The organism is Streptomyces sp. NBC_01352 (genome assembly GCF_036237295.1).
Lineage (GTDB): Bacteria > Actinomycetota > Actinomycetes > Streptomycetales > Streptomycetaceae > Streptomyces > Streptomyces plumbiresistens.
In genome coordinates, this window is the sequence record NZ_CP108354.1 from 744,371 (window position 1) to 760,224 (window position 15,854).

At 69.9% G+C, this 15,854-nt stretch carries 16 protein-coding genes and 1 pseudogene; 10 read left to right on the plus strand and 7 right to left on the minus strand.

Annotated features, from left to right (window positions below):
* Nucleotides 1–74: 74 nt before the first annotated feature.
* A complete protein-coding gene (locus OG252_RS03730) occupies nucleotides 75–617 on the minus strand; it encodes an NAD(P)H-dependent oxidoreductase (RefSeq protein WP_266451913.1) in 543 nt (180 codons plus the stop codon).
* A gap of 65 nt (nucleotides 618–682) precedes the next feature.
* A complete protein-coding gene (locus OG252_RS03735; RefSeq protein ID WP_266451912.1) occupies nucleotides 683–1,663 on the minus strand; it encodes an aldo/keto reductase in 981 nt (326 codons plus the stop codon).
* 206 nt (nucleotides 1,664–1,869) lie between these two features.
* On the opposite strand from OG252_RS03735, the gene OG252_RS03740 reads away from it, so the two are divergent.
* Both OG252_RS03740 and OG252_RS03745 read left to right on the plus strand, forming a co-directional pair.
* On the plus strand, nucleotides 1,870–2,763 hold the full coding sequence (locus tag OG252_RS03740; RefSeq protein ID WP_266451911.1) for a helix-turn-helix transcriptional regulator: 894 nt from the start codon (nucleotides 1,870–1,872) through the stop codon (nucleotides 2,761–2,763).
* A 93-nt stretch (nucleotides 2,764–2,856) separates the two neighbouring features.
* Complete coding sequence (locus tag OG252_RS03745) at nucleotides 2,857–4,233, plus strand: metallophosphoesterase (RefSeq protein ID WP_266451910.1); 1,377 nt, start codon at nucleotides 2,857–2,859, stop codon at nucleotides 4,231–4,233.
* A gap of 84 nt (nucleotides 4,234–4,317) precedes the next feature.
* Here OG252_RS03745 and OG252_RS03750 read toward each other — a convergent pair whose 3' ends face one another.
* Complete coding sequence (locus OG252_RS03750) at nucleotides 4,318–5,400, minus strand: low temperature requirement protein A (RefSeq protein ID WP_266451909.1); 1,083 nt, start codon at nucleotides 5,398–5,400, stop codon at nucleotides 4,318–4,320.
* A gap of 379 nt (nucleotides 5,401–5,779) precedes the next feature.
* Here OG252_RS03750 and OG252_RS03755 point away from each other — a divergent pair, with 379 nt between their 5' ends.
* Entirely contained in the window at nucleotides 5,780–7,090 is a 1,311-nt protein-coding gene (locus tag OG252_RS03755; RefSeq protein ID WP_329333664.1) for an MFS transporter, read from the plus strand.
* Here OG252_RS03755 and OG252_RS03760 read toward each other — a convergent pair.
* From OG252_RS03760 to OG252_RS52275, 3 genes are all read right to left on the minus strand, one after another.
* Nucleotides 7,051–8,031 (minus strand): threonine ammonia-lyase, encoded by a 981-nt coding sequence (locus OG252_RS03760; RefSeq protein ID WP_266451907.1) that lies wholly within the window; start codon nucleotides 8,029–8,031, stop codon nucleotides 7,051–7,053. The two genes, OG252_RS03755 and OG252_RS03760, sit on opposite strands and share 40 nt — an antisense overlap.
* Before the next feature lie 474 nt (nucleotides 8,032–8,505).
* Complete coding sequence (locus OG252_RS03765) at nucleotides 8,506–8,880, minus strand: amphi-Trp domain-containing protein (RefSeq protein WP_266451905.1); 375 nt, start codon at nucleotides 8,878–8,880, stop codon at nucleotides 8,506–8,508.
* Between the two features lie 61 nt (nucleotides 8,881–8,941).
* Nucleotides 8,942–9,058, minus strand: a complete 117-nt coding sequence (locus tag OG252_RS52275) for a DUF7144 family membrane protein (RefSeq protein ID WP_443068480.1) — start codon at nucleotides 9,056–9,058, stop codon at nucleotides 8,942–8,944.
* 621 nt (nucleotides 9,059–9,679) lie between these two features.
* On the opposite strand from OG252_RS52275, the gene OG252_RS03770 reads away from it, so the two are divergent.
* The 6 genes and pseudogenes from OG252_RS03770 (at nucleotide 9,680) to OG252_RS03790 (ending at nucleotide 14,076) form a co-directional block, all read left to right on the plus strand.
* A complete protein-coding gene (locus OG252_RS03770) occupies nucleotides 9,680–10,576 on the plus strand; it encodes an RNA polymerase sigma factor (protein ID WP_329333667.1) in 897 nt (298 codons plus the stop codon).
* Between the two features lie 455 nt (nucleotides 10,577–11,031).
* Nucleotides 11,032–11,706, plus strand: coding sequence for a hypothetical protein (locus OG252_RS03775; protein WP_329333669.1), 675 nt, complete (start codon nucleotides 11,032–11,034; stop codon nucleotides 11,704–11,706).
* Between the two features lie 120 nt (nucleotides 11,707–11,826).
* Nucleotides 11,827–11,898, plus strand: a pseudogene (locus tag OG252_RS52280) (hypothetical protein); the annotation flags it as partial.
* 43 nt (nucleotides 11,899–11,941) lie between these two features.
* Entirely contained in the window at nucleotides 11,942–12,349 is a 408-nt protein-coding gene (locus OG252_RS03780) for a hypothetical protein (RefSeq protein ID WP_329333672.1), read from the plus strand.
* A 177-nt stretch (nucleotides 12,350–12,526) separates the two neighbouring features.
* Nucleotides 12,527–12,724 (plus strand): hypothetical protein, encoded by a 198-nt coding sequence (locus tag OG252_RS03785; RefSeq protein ID WP_329333674.1) that lies wholly within the window; start codon nucleotides 12,527–12,529, stop codon nucleotides 12,722–12,724.
* A 423-nt stretch (nucleotides 12,725–13,147) separates the two neighbouring features.
* Nucleotides 13,148–14,076, plus strand: a protein-coding gene (locus tag OG252_RS03790) for an IS5 family transposase (RefSeq protein WP_443068381.1) whose coding sequence is annotated in 2 segments (ribosomal slippage) — nucleotides 13,148–13,534 and nucleotides 13,537–14,076 — 927 coding nt in all. Because the reading frame shifts where the segments join, the coding sequence is not laid out codon by codon here.
* Here OG252_RS03790 and OG252_RS03795 read toward each other — a convergent pair.
* Nucleotides 14,054–14,854, minus strand: a complete 801-nt coding sequence (locus tag OG252_RS03795) for a LysR family transcriptional regulator (RefSeq protein WP_329333677.1) — start codon at nucleotides 14,852–14,854, stop codon at nucleotides 14,054–14,056. The genes OG252_RS03790 and OG252_RS03795 overlap by 23 nt on opposite strands.
* 84 nt (nucleotides 14,855–14,938) lie before the next feature.
* Here OG252_RS03795 and OG252_RS03800 point away from each other — a divergent pair, with 84 nt between their 5' ends.
* The gene (locus OG252_RS03800; RefSeq protein WP_329333679.1) at nucleotides 14,939–15,700 is read left to right on the plus strand and encodes a sulfite exporter TauE/SafE family protein; all 762 of its coding nucleotides are present in this window, start codon (nucleotides 14,939–14,941) and stop codon (nucleotides 15,698–15,700) included.
* Nucleotides 15,701–15,854: the final 154 nt, after the last annotated feature.

Genomic DNA, 15,854 nt, shown 5'->3' on the forward strand with positions numbered 1-15,854 from the left:
AAGCTTTCATCACCCGGCGTCGCGATCGACGAGAGCGGCCGCTGCCGTGAGCGGCCGCTCTCGTCGCAGCACGGTCAGGCGGCGAAGGAGGCGAGCAGTTCGTTGTACTGCTTGGCGGCGGTGGCCAAGTCCTCGTCGGAGAGGCCGAAGGCGGTGCCGTACACCTTGACCATCGGCTGCTGGATGTCGAACTGGCACAGCCGCAGGGTCGCGTGCCAGTTGCTGAGGAGGGTCTCGATGGTGGCCTGGTTCGCGCCTTCGGGGGTGTAGTGCTCGCCGGGGACACCGGTGGTGACGGCGACGACGGCCTTCTTGCCGGCCAGCTGCGAGGCGGAGCCGTCCATGGTGAAGGCCCAGCCGAGGGTGAAGACCTTGTCCTGCCACTGCTTGAACAAAGGGGTGGTGTTGTACCAGAACACCGGGTGCTGGAAGACGATCACATCGTGCTCGGCCAGCAGCGCCTGCTCGGCCTCGGTGTCGATCTGGAAGTCCGGGTAGGTGGCGTAGAGGTCGTGCACGGTGACATGGGCCAGCTCGCGGACGGCGTCCACGAGCGCCGCGTTGGCCTTCGACCGGGACAGGTCGGGGTGGCCTACGACCAGGAGAACCTTGGACATGATGAGAAACCTTTGCGGTGATCAGTGACATGGATAAAGGGATGCAGGGTGGTCGGCGTGACGGGTCAGCGGTCGATGCTGGCCATGTTCGCCTCGTCATGGCGCTCGCCCGCGGCCGGCGTGAGGTTGTTCAGGCGGTCGAGCTGAGCGGCGCTGAGTTCGATGCCGTCGGCGGCGGTGTTCTCTTCGACGCGTGAGACCCGGCGGGTTCCGGGGATGGGGGCGATGTCGTCGCCGCGGGTCAGCAGCCAGGCCAGCGCGGTCTGGGCCGGGGTGGCGCCGATCTCGGCGCCGATGGCCTGGACTTCGTCGACGATGCGCAGGTTGCGCTGGAAGTTCTCGCCGGTGAAGCGCGGGTTGGTCTTGCGCCAGTCGTCGTCGGCGAAGTCGTCGACGGTGCGGATCTGCCCGGTCAGCAGGCCGTGCCCGAGCGGCGAGTAGGGCACGAAGCCGATGCCGAGCTCGCGCAGCAGCGGGAGGATCTCGTCCTCGACGTCGCGGGTCCACAGCGAGTATTCGGTCTGCAGCGCGGCCACCGGATGCACGGCGTGTGCCCGGCGGATCGTCTCGGGGCCGGCCTCGGAGAGTCCGATGTGGCGCACCTTGCCCTCGGCGACCAGCTCGGCCAGCGCGCCGACCGTTTCCTCGACGGGCGTGTTCGGGTCGACGCGGTGCTGGTAGTAGAGGTCGATGTGGTCGGTGCCGAGCCGCTTGAGCGAGCCTTCGACCGCGGTCTTCACATTGCCGGCGCTGCTGTCGATGACGCCGGGGCCGTCACCGGCGTGGGAGACGAGACCGAACTTCGTCGCCAGGACGACGTCGTCGCGCCGGCCCCTCACGGCCTTGCCGACGACTTCCTCGCTGTGGAACGGGCCGTAGATCTCGGCGGTGTCGATGTGGGTGACCCCGAGGTCGAGCGCCCGGTGGATGGTGCGGATCGACTCGGCGTCGTCGAGCCCCCCGCCCGTGGTGTAGGTGCCCGCCATGGTCATGGCTCCCAGGCCGATGCGGGAGACATCGAGCCCACCCAGTGATACGTGCTTCATCAGGTATTCCTTGTCGTAGCGGTCGTCGGGCCCGGTCGGTGGTCATGGCGTGTGAGTGCCATGACCAGGACTGTGCAGTGGACCGCTATCCAGGCAACCACCTGCAGACCTCGCTCGGGCGCCCGTACGGGGGCCTGGTCATCCGGGGGTCTGGCAGTACCCCTTTCGGGGATGGGAGAGGCAGAAGTCCGCCGTACGGTGGGTTCATGGACCGCAGCACCGAGATCCGCGAGTTCCTGCGCACCCGCCGGGCCCGGATCACCCCCGAGCAGGCCGGCCTCACCCCTCATGCCGGGGTCCGGCGGGTCCCGGGGCTGCGCCGCGAGGAAGTCGCCCAGCTCGCCGGGGTCAGCGTCGACTACTACATCCGCCTGGAGCGGGGCCGCGTCCAGGGCGTTTCCCAAACCGTCTGGGAGTCCGTCGCCCGAGCCCTGCACCTGGACGACACCGAACGCGCCCACCTCCTCGATCTCGCCCGGCCCACCGCGGCCCGGGCCCGCCGCAGGCCGCCGCCGGCCCCGCAGCGGGTCAGCCCGGTCATGTACCGGGTCCTGGACTCACTCGGTGTCCCCGCGCTCATCCAGGGGCGGCGCATGGACGTCCTGGCGGCCAACCGGCTCGGCTACGCCCTCACCGCCGACTTCCAGTCCCGTCCCCACCGCGAGCGCAACGCCGCGCGCTTCGTCTTCCTCGACACCGCCGCCCGCAGCCTCTACACCGACTGGGAAGGCGTCGCCGGGGAGTGCGTGGCCACCCTGCGCCTGTACGCCGGGCGCCATCCCGACGACCCTCAGCTCACCGAGCTGATCGGCGACCTTTCGGTGCACAGCGACACCTTCCGCCGTCTGTGGGCCGACCACGACGTCCTCGCCCACACCAACGGCACCAAACGCCTCCACCACCCGCTCGTCGGCGATCTCACCCTCGACTACGTGGTCCTCGCCGTCGAAGGCGACCCCGACCAGACACTCGTCACGTACACCCCCGAACCCGCGTCCCCCTCCGCCGACGCCCTCGGCATCCTCGCCAGCTGGACCAACACGTCCAGCGCCGGCACGGGGCCTCAGACCCCGGAACAGACAACCAACCCAGCCGGCTGACACCCGCGAACACCCGCGACCCGACCTCACGGGGCAGGCGGTCCCGGGTACGACGGGCACCAGAACCATCCCAAGGAAGGGCTGCGCTGAGCCGTGGTCATCGTCATCACCCTCGTCTGGGGTGCCGTGCTGGCGGCGTTCGGCGCGCTCCACCGGTACGCCTGGCGCCGTCTCGTACGGGACACGACACGTCCGGGCTCACTCCTGCGGCGTGCCGGAAGCTGTCTCTTCGTCGCCGGACCCCTGCTGACCGTCGCCGCCCTGGCGGCCGAGACCAGAGCCCCCTTCCTCCTCCAACGGATCCTTGCCTGGCCGGGATACCTGTGGATGGTGCTGTTCCTGTACCTCCTGCTCGCACTGCTCGCGGGCGAGGCCGTCCGGCCCGTGCTGCGGCGCCTGCTCGTACGACGGAACACCGGCCCGCACGAGGAGGCCCGCCCGGAGGTGGATGCTGTCGCCGCCTCGACCGGCCAGTCCCGGGCCGATCAGAACGAGGAACCGGTCGCCGCGGGCGCGCCCCGGCCGGTGCCGGCCGCGCCCGGCGGGTCCGACGCCACCACCCCGGACACCGCGGCGACCGTCACCGTGGCGGAGCCCCCGCGCACACCGGAGCCCGGATCCCCGCCGCGCCCCGGCGCGGCGGGCCCCTCACGCCGCCTGTTCGTCTCCCGCGTCGTAGGCGGCAGCGCCGCGGCCATCGCCGTCGGCACCGTCGGCCGGGGCACGTACGGCGTGCTCCGCGGCCCCAAGGTCAAGCGGCTCACCGTTCCGCTGGCCAGACTCCCGCGCAGTGCGCACGGCACGCGGATCGCCGTGGTCAGCGACGTCCACCTCGGCCCGGTCCTGGGCCGTGGCTTCGCCCAGCAGGTCGTCGACACGATCAACGCCACCCAGCCCGACCTCATCGCCGTCGTGGGCGACCTGGTCGACGGCAGCGTCGAGGACCTCGGCCCGGCCGTCGAACCGCTGGCCCAACTGCGGGCGCGCTACGGAGCGTTCTTCGTCACCGGCAACCACGAGTACTTCTCCGGCGCCGAGCCGTGGGTCGAGAAAGTACGGGATCTGGGGCTGCGGCCGCTGGAGAACGCCCGCACGGAACTGCCCGGGTTCGACCTGGCGGGCGTCAACGACCTGGCCGGCACCGGCGAGGGCCAGGGCCCCGACTTCGCCCGGGCCCTCGGCGACCGCGACCGCTCCCGCGCCGCCGTCCTTCTCGCCCACCAGCCGGTCGTCATCCACGACGCCGTCCGCCACGGCGTCGACCTCCAGCTCTCCGGCCACACCCACGGCGGCCAGCTGTGGCCCGGCAACCTCATCGCCGACCTGACGAACCCGACGCTCGCCGGCCTCGAACGCTACGGCGACACCCAGCTCTACGTCAGCCGCGGCGCCGGCGCCTGGGGCCCACCCGTCCGCGTGGACGCCCCCTCGGACGTCACCCTCGTCGAACTCGCCTCGACACAGGCCTGACTGAGCGGCGGGACTCCGTGTCCTGATCCAACAGGTCTCCCTGCCTCATGGGGACGGCGGAAACTCGTCCCGCAGGCGGCGGGGTCAGGCTTCAGCAGGCTGGAGGTTCAGCCGGTGGTCGACGGTGGCGACCACCGCCAGGACCGCCACGACCGCGGTCATGCCCATCCAGCCCGCGAAGGTCGCCGTGGCTCCCAGCGGCACCGCGCACACCGCCCCGACCACCCGGTCGGTGATCCGGCCGCTGCCCAGCAAGCCGCGGTAGACCGCGTGGCCCAGAAGGAACACCGCCGTGCCACAGCCCAGCCACCAGCGGTGTGCATGACCGTCGAAGTGGTGGATGGCATCCGTGATCCCGGCGGCGACGAGAATGATGCCGATGATCATCACGAGGTGGGCGCCGGTGAAGGCGTAGTAGGCCAGCAGCGTACGGCGGTCGTCGTCGGCTCGTTCGAATGCGACGTCAGCACGCGTCTCGTCCCCGTCGAAGTACACCCACCACAGTCCGGACGCGACGGCGATTCCCAAGGCCACCCCCAACGCCAGGGGCGCGTCCACAGCGTGGCCCTCGGATTCGGCTCCGATTCCGATCGCGACCACCGACTCGCCCAGAACCACCAGGAGGAGCAGCGCATGCCGCTCCACGAAGTGATGCGGTTCGATCACGAAGCCACGGATGCGGCCCAGGAACGGCGAGAGATAAAGGATCGGAACAGCTGCGGCCCAGCACACCCACCCCCACGCTTCCGGCAGGTGGGGGGCGATGAGTACGAGGACGCCGGCGGCAGCGTTGAACGGCATGTTGCGCAGGATGGCCTGACGCGCCGACGGGGCGTCGGTCGTCAGATAGACCAGTCCGTGGATGACGACCACGGCCAGGTAGGCCAAGGGGAAGGCCCAGCCCTCGGGGTCGAAGGCGTACGGCACGTCAAGGCCCATGATGAAGAAGCCCGTCATGGCCAGTATCAGCAGCAGACGCACGAGCACCGCGTCGGGCCGCACGGCGTTGGTCAGCCAGCCGAATCCGCTGAACATCCACCACACGACGACCATCGGGAGAAGGCCCTTGAGGAGGCCTTCCCATCCGGGGTGGGACTCCACCGAGTGGGTGACCTGGGTGACGACGAAGACGAAAACCAGATCGAAGAACAGCTCGGTGGGAGTCACCCGGCCCCGCGTGCTCTCCGAGCTCCACAACCGTCTGCGAACGCGAGGGGTCTCGCTCCGTCCTTCTGTGCTCATGACTGTGCTGTCCCCTCAGTGCATGGGCGGCGGCTGTTCCGTCCGACGAGTCACTCGGCGGCGGATCCTATCGCGCGACTCCGCGCATGGCCTCCCACCGACCGGCCTACCGGCACGCCGACACCCGCCTCCCCCAACGCCGGTGTCCCAAGGCATGGGAGCCAGTCCGGGCCTGCTGGGTTTTGGAGCCGGTGAGGCTGCCGCGAGGCGGAAGAACGGTCCCTGTCGCCCTGCCCTGAAATCACTTGATGCATCCGGTGCGCGCTGGCAGCGTGGCCCCTCGTGCCCGGAACAGATACGCCCGATGGTCGGGACACCAAGCCCCCCCGAAAGCGATGCGACGCGGGCATCCACGACCGGCCTCGGGGCGGAACAGCCCCTTCGCTCCCCCGCCTTCAGGTGGTTCTTCGCCGGCCGCGCGATCTCGATGACCGGCAGCGCCATGTCGCCCGTCGCCCTGGCCTTCGGCGTCCTGGAGCTCACCGGCAGCGCCACCTGGCTGTCAGCGGTCACCACCGCCTCCTTGGTCCCCATGATCGCCACGATGATCCTCGGAGGCGGCATCGCCGACTGCTACCGTCGCGACACCGTGCTGCGCCTCACCAGCCTGGGTGCCGGCCTCAGCCAGGCCGCCGTGGCGATTCTCCTGCTCACCCACCAGAACCCCGCGCTGTTGCTGCCACTGTCCGCTCTCAACGGCATCTTCCAGGGACTGACGACGCCCGCGCTGCGCGGCATCGTCCCGAACCTGGCGGCGGGGCGCGGCTTCCAGCAGGCCAGTTCGCTGCTGGCCTCCGTCAGGAACACCACCCGGATCCTCGGCCCGACCATCGCCGGCCTGCTGACCGCCTCCGTCGGAGGCGGCTGGGCGATCGCCGCCGACGCCGTGTCCTTCCTGGCGGCGGCCGCCTTCTTCGTCCGGATCTCGCTCCCCCGCCTGCCGCCGCGCGCCAAGGGCGGCCCGACGATGCTCGCCGAACTGCGGCAGGGCTGGACCTACTTCAGCTCCAAGCCGTGGATCTGGACGGTCACGCTGGCCTTCGCCGTCTTCAACTCCGCGAACATGGGCGTCTGGCAGATCCTCGGCCCGGTGATCGCGAGCGACACCATCGGCGCGGAGGGCTGGGGCCTGGTGCTGAGCGCACCCGGAATCGGGGCACTGGCGGCCAGTGTGGCGATGGTGAAGCTGACGGTGCGGCGGCCGATGGTGCCGGCCCTGTCCTCGATGGCTCTGGGCGCCGTCCCGCTGATCCTGCTCGGCACCGGCGCGCACACCGTCTGGCTGGCCACAGCGGCGTTCGTGTCGGGAGTGGTCGCCGAGTTCTTCACCGTCGTGTGGGAGACCGTCAATTACACCCACGTCCCGGAGCGCAACCATCCCCGCCCCCATGACTCCCTGATCACCCTGGGATGGATCGGCCGCGCGGGGAACCTGTTGATCGCGGGCCATCGGGCCCCGGCAAGAGCCACGTCACCGAGGCCTGGCCCCGCCGCGGTCGAGGAGGACCTGCGGGTGGCCTGGTTCACGCTGGAGACGGCCGCCAGTCTCAGAGCGTTCGGCTTCCCGAGCAATTCTCAGGACCTGTGGATGGGAGCCGCGCCAATCCAGCGATGATAGGCATCTACGTCGACGTTGCTGCCACACACAATGGTGACGACGTGCCGGCCGGCGAAGCGGTCACGGTCTTCGAGGATGGCCGCGATGCCGAGCGCGGCCGACGGTTCGACGACGAGGCCGGCGTGGTCGAGAAGCATCCGCATACCGGCGATGATCGACGCCTCCTGGACCAGGACGGCGTCGTCGGCGACCAGGAGGAGGTCGTCCAGGACGGCCGGGATGGGACGCCGGCCGGCGACGCCGTCAGCGATGGTGTTGGTCGAGTCGGTGGTGACGACACGCCGCCCGCGCCACGAGTGTGTCAGCGCCGGTGCGCCCAGCGGCTGGACGCAGATCACCTCGACCTCGGGCGCCAAGGCCTTCACCACATGGCCCACACCGGTGGCCAGCGCCCCGCCGCCGAGAGCGATCAGGACGGCGTCGAACGACGGCACGGTGTCCACCAGTTCCAGGCCGATGGTCGCCGCGCCCTCACAGGTCTCGATGTCCAGGCTGTCTTCGACCAGCCGGATGCCGTCGTGCCGCGCGATGGCCGCCGCCCGCTCGCGAGCCAACTCGTGGTCGCCGTCCACCAGCACCAACCTGGCCCCCAACGCGCGGATACGATCAAGCTTGGCCACGGTCGCGAAGCGGGATGCCACGACGGTCACGTCGAGCCCCCTGCCGCGACCGGACCAGGCGAGGGCCTGGCCAAGGTTGCCCGCGCTGGCGCACACGACGGCTCGCGAGCCATGGTCGGCGAGCAGACTCGCCACCACCTCGGTGCCGCGGGCCTTGAAGCTGCGGACCGGGTTCGCCGTTTCGAGCTTGATACTCACCGTGCACCCGAGGCCGGGCTCCAGCGCCTCGCAGCGGTACAGCGGAGTGTCGAGAAACATCGGGTCGATGACCCGGCGAGCCGCCCGGATCCGAGCAGTGTCAAGGCGCGTCTCCTGCACGACACAGCAGCGTAGCGCCATCGTGGTCGGCGGGACCGCGACCAGGCGGGCTTCGCGGGCGCCGTCGAGGCTCTGGGCCCCCTGGTCGGCGTCGACCAGGTCGTCGCCCTACAAGGCGAGCCCGGTCAGGCGGCCGCGCTGCAGGCCGACGACATCCATCAGGCCGCGATACTTTCTCGCCGGCTCGGCCAACTCATGCAACAGCCTCAACTCAGCTCGCTCGGATGGAAGTTGTTGCGGCGGGAGGGAGTCGAGCAGGCCGTGGAGCAACGCGTGGAGCCGTCGGCAGACCCGCACGAACGACGCTCCGTGGTCGCGGATCTCGCGGACGGCGAGCTGCAGACGGCTCTCCCAGTCCCGCCGGAGCAGCACGGCCGCGGAAGCCCGTGGCGATCGGCCAGAACCAGCGCCACGACAGACGCGCGCTTCGGTGCTGCGCCTCGTCGATGGTCCGCCCGAAACCCCCGGCACGACTCAGGGCGTCTTCCTAGCGGTAGCGGACCGCTTCGCGTTCTTGTTCTTGTTGGCGCCCGTACTGCTACGCCCCGGCTTGGCGGGCACGCTCTTCCGCGTTGTGGCCTCCTTTGTGTCTGTGGCCGTCCGCGATGGCGCTGCCCGGGTCGGTGCGGTCGGCCACTTGAACTCGATCTCCAGCTCGATCTCCCCATCACCGATCTCGACCTCTATCTCGCTGCCAAGGTCGTCGGGGATCCGCAGGCTCAGCGTTCCGGGGCTGAGTTCCAGTTCGGCCTCCCCACCTTCCCTCAACGCGGCTGCGAGTGCCATGAGCTGGTCAGCCGCCTCGAGACGTGACAGGGAGCGCCTCTGCTCAAACTTGAGGTCCTTCATGGGTGTCTCCGGTCCGGAGACGGCCTGGGTCCTGGGTTGCAACCCGAGGCCATCTCCTGCTTCATCGCTCCGACGGGCTGGGAGCTGTGCACAGTGCCCAGATCACGAAGGCGTTGATCGCGATCAGGACGATGGCCCAGAACGGCGCGTAGGGGATCCAAAGGAAGTTCGCGAGCATGGCCGGGCCGGCCAGTGCCACTCCGACGACCCCCGGCCCAGGTGGCGCCCAGGAACAGGGCTGCGCCGACGAGAGTGATGACTGGGCCCACGACCAGCATCAGGCCACCGAAGACCAGCCGGCCGCTGCCGCTACCGGTCCTTGTTGGACTCCGCACCGCCGCACCCGTGCGGCTCCCGCTCACGTGACTGGTCATCGCCGGGCTCCCTCGTCTCGTAAGGCCCCGCACAACCGCGCGTGCGCATGCGGACAACCGGGCCACTTCCAATGTCGTCCTGTGCGGTGCGCCGCGCACCTCGGGGTGTGCCTGACAGGTAGCTCTCGATGGGGAGTCTGCAGGCCATCTGCGCAGGCCAGGTGCTGCTCCTGACAGACCCGCCCTGCCCTCAGACGGTTGGACCGCGTCGGTCGCGGCAGGGGCGAAGCGGGCCCCGCAGCCCTGCGGACAGCGGGTGGCCTTGCCGGCTCCGGTCGGGGCCGACGACGGTTCACCCATGCCGCGCGGCTGCCCACCGCACGCTACGGATCGGTCGAAGTGCGGCCGATCATGGGGGCTGGCGAGCTGCCCGCCACCGGGCCGGTCACGGGTTCGGCGGAGCCGTGACCGGCGGATACGGACCCGTGATCGGTGGAAACCGGTCCGCGGCCGGTGGACACGCACCCGCGCCCGGTACGTCCGGTCGGCTGACGGAGGCGGACGATCCCGCTGCCGCCGCGGTCGCGCGCGTCTTCCGGGACGAACGGGTCGCCGTCCTCGCCACGTTGATCAGGCACGTCGGCGACATCCAGCTCGCCGAGGACGCCGTGCAGGACGCGTTCGCGGCCGCGCTCGGCGCCTGGCGGCAGGACGGCGTCCCCCACCACCCCGGAGCATGGATCACGGTCGCGGCCCGCAGACGTGCGATCGACCGACTGCGACGGGAGAGCTCCCAATCCGAACGGACCCGGCGCCTGGCGGAGTTGATCCGCCTGGACCAGGCGGAAGAGGCACCGATGACGCGTGATGACAGCGTGATCCCGGACGACCGGTTGCGCCTGATCTTCACCGCCTGCCATCCCGCGCGCGGACTGCAGGCGCGGGTGGCGCTGACTCTGCGCGTCCTCGGAGGACTGACCACGGGCGAGATCGCGCGGGCGTTCCTCGTGGCGGAGCCGCCGATGGGCAAACGGATCGTGCGGGCCAAACGCAAGATCGCGACCGCCCGCATCGAGTACCGGGTGCCCACCGAGGCCGAGCTCCCCGAACGGCTCGGCAGCGTTCTACGGGTCACCTATGTGATCTTCCACGAGGGGTACGCCGCAAGTGCCGGCGAGGTTCTGGTACGCGACACACTCTGCGCGGAGGCGATCCACCTAGGACGGCTGCTGTGCGAACTGCTGCCCGTGTCGGGGTGCGCCCTTCTGTGCCCAGGCGGGCACGGAGAAACGTGCCCACTTTCCGCATCCCTCCGGTCCCGTGCATCCTGGTCAGTGCTGCCAAGAGGGTTGAATGCGCAGGGGGTCAGCGGCCTGTCATAGGGTCCCGGCAAGAGTCCCCCAGTCCTTTCGGAGCGCCTGTGCCCCGCCTTGCTCGCCTTGTGACTACGCTCGCGGCCCCTCTCCCGTTCTCCGGGGCCGACGCAGCGCCTCATCTGGAGCCCCGGCCCACATCGCGGCTCCTCGTACAGCGAGGGGACACAGAGCTGATCGTCCAGGAAGTCCAGCCGCCGGCCACGGTCTCGACTGTCTCCTTTCCGGCGCCCTGGCCTCGCCGGTTCGGCACGAGCGCAGTGTCGCCTGCCGCTGACCTGGTTGTCTTCGCCGGACCGCATGCACTGCGAGCCGTTGACCAGTCGGGAAGCCCACGGTGGGAACTGCGGCACCGCTGCTGGGCAGGCTGCGCGGGGCACACAGACTTCTCCGAGTACGCGGACGACAGAGACCACCGCCATGCCGACCGTGGCTCGGCCGGCTTCTCCTCGGACGGGAAGACCGTGTGGGCCCATGTCCACGGTCCTCTGGAGCACGACGCCCCGGACCACGACCGCGGAGAAGAGTGGCTGGTCATCGACGCCGCTGACGGCACGGTGCTGGCCCGCACCCAGACTCGCACGGCCGCGGCGGGCTCCGTCCACGTTCCGCATCCGGACCCCGGCCAGATGGGTCTGACCATCGGAGAAGGCCAGGACGGATCACCCCTGCGCTGGGGGAAGTGGGACGGTCACGCCCTCATTGTCCACAGCTTCGGCGACGAGGACCGTGTCCTGCTGGGGGTGAGCCCGAGCGGAGATCGTCTGCTCACAGTGACCCATGACCAGGACGTTCTCGCCGTTCATCTGGTCGCCGACGGCTCCGTGATGGCCGAACTGAACACGGACGTGCTTCCCCCGCATCCTGCGTTCGAGGACGAGAACACAGATGACGAGGCGCAGGCGTTCTTCGACTATGAGGGCGGCTTCGTCGACGAAAACACCCTCGTCGTCGGGACCGTCGAGAGCGACGAGGAATTCGGCACAGGCCGGCACTGGCTCGTCGACGCGGTCCACATGCAGCTGATCGACCAGATCACCTATCCCTTCGAGGTGTCCGGCCTGCCCAAGGCTCTCGGAGACGGCACCTGGTACACCGTGTCCAACCTCGACCGCGCCCTCCACATCTGGGCTTTGTAACGGCGTTACCCACGATCAGGCGTACCAGAACGCTGAGCACGTTCACCTGTACGCGGCTGGGTACGTTCGCGTGTACGCCGACAGCCCGCCGAACCCGAAGTGTGGGGGCTGCTGGCGTTGATGCTCCTGCACGACGCCCAGCACGCCTCTCGCGTGAGCGACGCGGGGCAATGGGTCGGTCTGGACGACCAGGATCGCTCGGCCTGGGACCGTGACGAAATCGCTGAGGGACTCCTTGCCCTCAAGCACGCCCTACGACTGCGGCGACCGGGCCCGTACCAGCTCCAGGCGGCGATCACCGCTCTGCACGTCCAAGGGGGCCGACACCGGCGTGACCGACTGGCCGCAGATCGCGCATGTGTACGGCGTGCTGGCCGGCATGGACCCCTCGCCCGTGGTCGCACTCAACCATGCCGCCGCCGTGGGCTTCGCCGCCGGCCCCGAACTGGGTCCGGAGATGCTCGCACCCCTGCTCGGCCAGCGGGCACTGGCCCGGTACCAGCCGCTGCACGCGACGCACGCCGACCTGCTCAGGCGGACAGGCGACGCAGCGGGTGCCGCCGAGGCCTACCGACGGGCGATCGCCCTGACCACCAACGAGGTCGAACGCGCCGAACTCCGCCGCAGGCTGCACAGCCTCTGACCCGAGGCCTGCGCCCCCTGCGGCCGTCCTGACACGAGACCACGTACGGCCGGGAGCGTAGCTGCTCACCCTAGGAAACCGAGCTCCGTCTCCGGCCGGCGCCGCCATTCACCCGGCTGACGCACCCGAAGTGCATGCATGAATGTCAGACATGTCTAGTTCGTTCTCATGACTCACATGAAGCGCACCGTCACGGTGCTTTCCAGCCTCGCCCTCAGCGTCGCCGTCCTCGGCGGCTCCGCTGCCGCCGAGGAAGCAAACCAGCGCCCCCTCGCGGCCCACTCGGATTCCAAAGAGTGCACCGGCCAAGACAGTCTGGGACTGACCCTGCTGGGCATCCCTCCGCTGGGATTCTTCTACCCGACTGACTGCTGACCGACCGGTGTCGCGCGTCATCGCCGCGCACTCCACAGCGGTCCCTCATCCGCCTCCGCGGTGAGGGGCCGACGAGCGCCATCGCCCAGCACACACCGACCAGGCCGGCCGCCGAAGCCAAATCAGCCCCGATGAGACCAACCGCGCACGGATAGGTAAGCTGCCCGCCCACCAGCCGGGAAGGGCACGTGCGCACCCGGCGATCAGAAGACACCCTGGTGGTACTAGCCCGGGGCAGCAGGCTCGGGCCGTGCCGCCTGTCGCAGGTGTTCGGCCAGCGCCGTGGCGGACGCGGGCCGGTCCTTCACGCCCCAGGCCAGCAGGAGGTGACGGCTGGTCCAGGGGTCCCGCAGTTCGCACACATCTAGGTGCTGTTTCCCGGATCTCCTGACGTCGGTGGGGTGTTGAGGTCAGGCTGGTGCTATGGGTCGTGGGGATCTGACGAATGCGGAGTGGGAGCGGTTGGAGTCGTTTTTGCCGCCTGGTGGTGCGCGTGGGGGACGCTGGAGTGATCACCGGCGGGTGATCAACGGGGTGCTGTACCGGGTGCGGACGGGGGTGCAGTGGCGGGATCTCCCGGAGCGGTTCGGGCCGTGGGAGACGGTCTACAAACGGCATCGCCGCTGGTCGGCGGATGGAACGTGGAAGATGCTCCTGTCTCGCGTCCAGGCTGCCGAGGACGCCGCGGGCAGCATCGACTGGGAAGCGTCAGTGGACTCCACCGTGGTGCGGGCCCACCAGCACGCCGCCGGTGCGAGGAAGGCGCCGCCCGCCGCCCCTCAAAAGGGGGCCGGTCGAGGGACGAACCAGGTCGATCCGGTGCTGCGGAAACTGACCGTCCGGCTGGAGGAGGTGGTTCGCTCGGCGAATGCCTGGGGCGTTCCCGCGGAGGACTCACCACCAAAGTCCACCTCGTCGCGGATGGACGATGCCGGCCCCTTGCCCTCGTCCTGACACCCGGCCACTACGGCGACGGCCCCCAGCTCCAGCGCGTCATGGAACAGATCTCGGTGCCTCGAACCGGAGCTGGGCGGCCTCGCACCCGACCCGACCACGTCCTGGCGGACAAGGCCTACACCAGCCGCGAGAACCGCCGCTACCTGCGACGACGCGGAATCCGGCACACCATCCCCGAACGCCTCGACCAGCAAAGACATCGCAAGAACCGCGGTTCCCGGGGCGGCCGGCCCACTGGCTTCGACCACGAGCGCTACAAGAAGCGCAACACTGTCGAACGCACCATCAACCGACTCAAGGGGTTCCGGGCCGTCGCCACCCGCTACGACAAACGCGCCTACACCTACCTCGGCACCGTCACCCTCGCTGCCCTCATGGTCTGGCTCCGAACATGATCCGGGAAACAGCACCTAGGGGCCGACCCGGGTCGAGGGCGCGTCGCGGTACGACGGCGAGGCCTACGCCGGCGGTGGCGAGGGCGATGAGGACGTTGAGATCGGCGACGGTGGTGCGGTACCTCGCCGCCGGGGCGTGGGGACCGAGGTGTTCGTCGATCCAGCGGCGCAGCGCGGATTCGGCGTCGAGCCCGACAAGCGGGTGCTCGGCCACCTCGCCGTAGGACACCGCACTCCGTCCGGCAAGGATCCCGCCGGACTGGCCGATCACGACGAGGGAATCGTCACCGAGGGCTTCCAGGTCGAGGCCACAGTCGCGGGCCTCGTCGTCGACCACGACTCCCAGGTCCGCCTCGCCGTCGGCGAGCATGCGCACGGTGTGCGGGGTGCGGCTTTCCCGGACCGTGACGTCGACGTCCGGGTGGGCCCGGAGGAACGACACCAGGGCCTGCGGCACGAGTCGGTGGATCGCCGAGCTACCGCTCAGCAGGGTCAGCCGGGCGGTCGGTGACCGGGTGTAGCTCGCGACGGCGCTGTCGAGCCGGGCCGTCCGGTCGAGGACCTCGTGGGCGTGCCGGGCCAGGGTCGTCCCCGCCGGAGTGGGCCGCACACCCCGGCGGCCGCGCACCAGCAGCTCCACGCCGGCATGGTGTTCGAGAGCACGCACCCGCGCGCTGGCCGATGGCAGGCTCAGGTGCATCCGGCGCGCGCCCGCCGTGATCGACCCCTCCGACACGATGGCGAGAAACAGCCGCAGATCGTCCAGGTCATAGCGCACATGCCCGAGCCTATGGTGCAGCCTTAGGCTGGGTGCGCGGATCGCGCATTGTGAGCCCGCCGAGAAGCAGGCGATGCTCGACGGGTGTCCGAGACCCTGCTCGTCCTGCTGGCCGGTGTCGCCGCCGGCGCGCTCAACGCCGTCGGCGGAGGCGGCACCTTCGTGGCGCTGCCCGCGTTGGTCGCGGTCGGCATGTCCCCGGTGACCGCTAACGCCTCGTCGACGATCGCTCTCGTCCCCGGCGCGGTGGCCGGTGCGTGGGTCTACCGACGCGAACTGGCCCCGGTCGGGGCCACTTCCGTGACAGCGCTGACCACGGGCAGTGTGATGGGGGGCGGCCTCGGTGCGAGTCTGTTGCTGGTGCTTCCGTCGGAGGCGTTCGACGCCGCGGTGCCGTGGCTGCTGGCGTTCGCCACGGTGCTGCTCGCCTTCGGGCGCCGCCTCTCCGGTGCGCTGAGTACGACGCTGGGCCGCCCGGTCGCGATGAGTTCCGGTGCCGTTGTGACCGGCCAGTTCCTCCTCGCTCTGTACGGCGGTTACTTCGGTGGTGCCGTAGGCATCATGATGCTCGCCCTGTGGAGCATCGGCCTCGGTGTCGACGCCGCGGCCGCCAACCCGATGCGGATCAGCCAGCTCGCGGCCGTCTATCTCAGCGCGACCGCACTGTTTCTCATCGCCTCGGACGCGCGGAGCGCTCCACGGGTCCTCACGACCATGCTGGCCGGCGCGGTGGCCGGTGGCTTCGGCGGCGCCCATCTCGCCCGCCGTCTCCCCGCCCGGCTGCTGCGGAGCATCGTCCTGACCACCGCCGTCACGATGACCGTCCTCTATTTCGTGCGCAATTGACGCCGGGGAGGCTCAAGTGATCTCCCAAGGACCGCTTTGGCGCATGAATTCCTCACCCTCATAGCAGAGAGAATCCTGGGCGAAGTTCGCGTCGCACCCAAGGAGTTGGAAGACCTGCCACCGGCCTGCGCGCCAGGGAATGCGCGGCGGGTTG

What these genes read in the sequence shown, in the direction of transcription:
- OG252_RS03730 (WP_266451913.1), bottom strand. Translation starts at nt 617, where the DNA reads ATGTCCAAGGTTCTCCTGGTCGTAGGCCACCCCGACCTGTCCCGGTCG.
- OG252_RS03735 (WP_266451912.1), bottom strand. Translation starts at nt 1,663, where the DNA reads ATGAAGCACGTATCACTGGGTGGGCTCGATGTCTCCCGCATCGGCCTG.
- OG252_RS03740 (WP_266451911.1), top strand. Translation starts at nt 1,870, where the DNA reads ATGGACCGCAGCACCGAGATCCGCGAGTTCCTGCGCACCCGCCGGGCC.
- OG252_RS03755 (WP_329333664.1), top strand. Translation starts at nt 5,780, where the DNA reads ATGGTCGGGACACCAAGCCCCCCCGAAAGCGATGCGACGCGGGCATCC.
- OG252_RS03765 (WP_266451905.1), bottom strand. Translation starts at nt 8,880, where the DNA reads ATGAAGGACCTCAAGTTTGAGCAGAGGCGCTCCCTGTCACGTCTCGAG.
- OG252_RS52275 (WP_443068480.1), bottom strand. Translation starts at nt 9,058, where the DNA reads ATGCTCGCGAACTTCCTTTGGATCCCCTACGCGCCGTTCTGGGCCATC.
- OG252_RS03785 (WP_329333674.1), top strand. Translation starts at nt 12,527, where the DNA reads ATGAAGCGCACCGTCACGGTGCTTTCCAGCCTCGCCCTCAGCGTCGCC.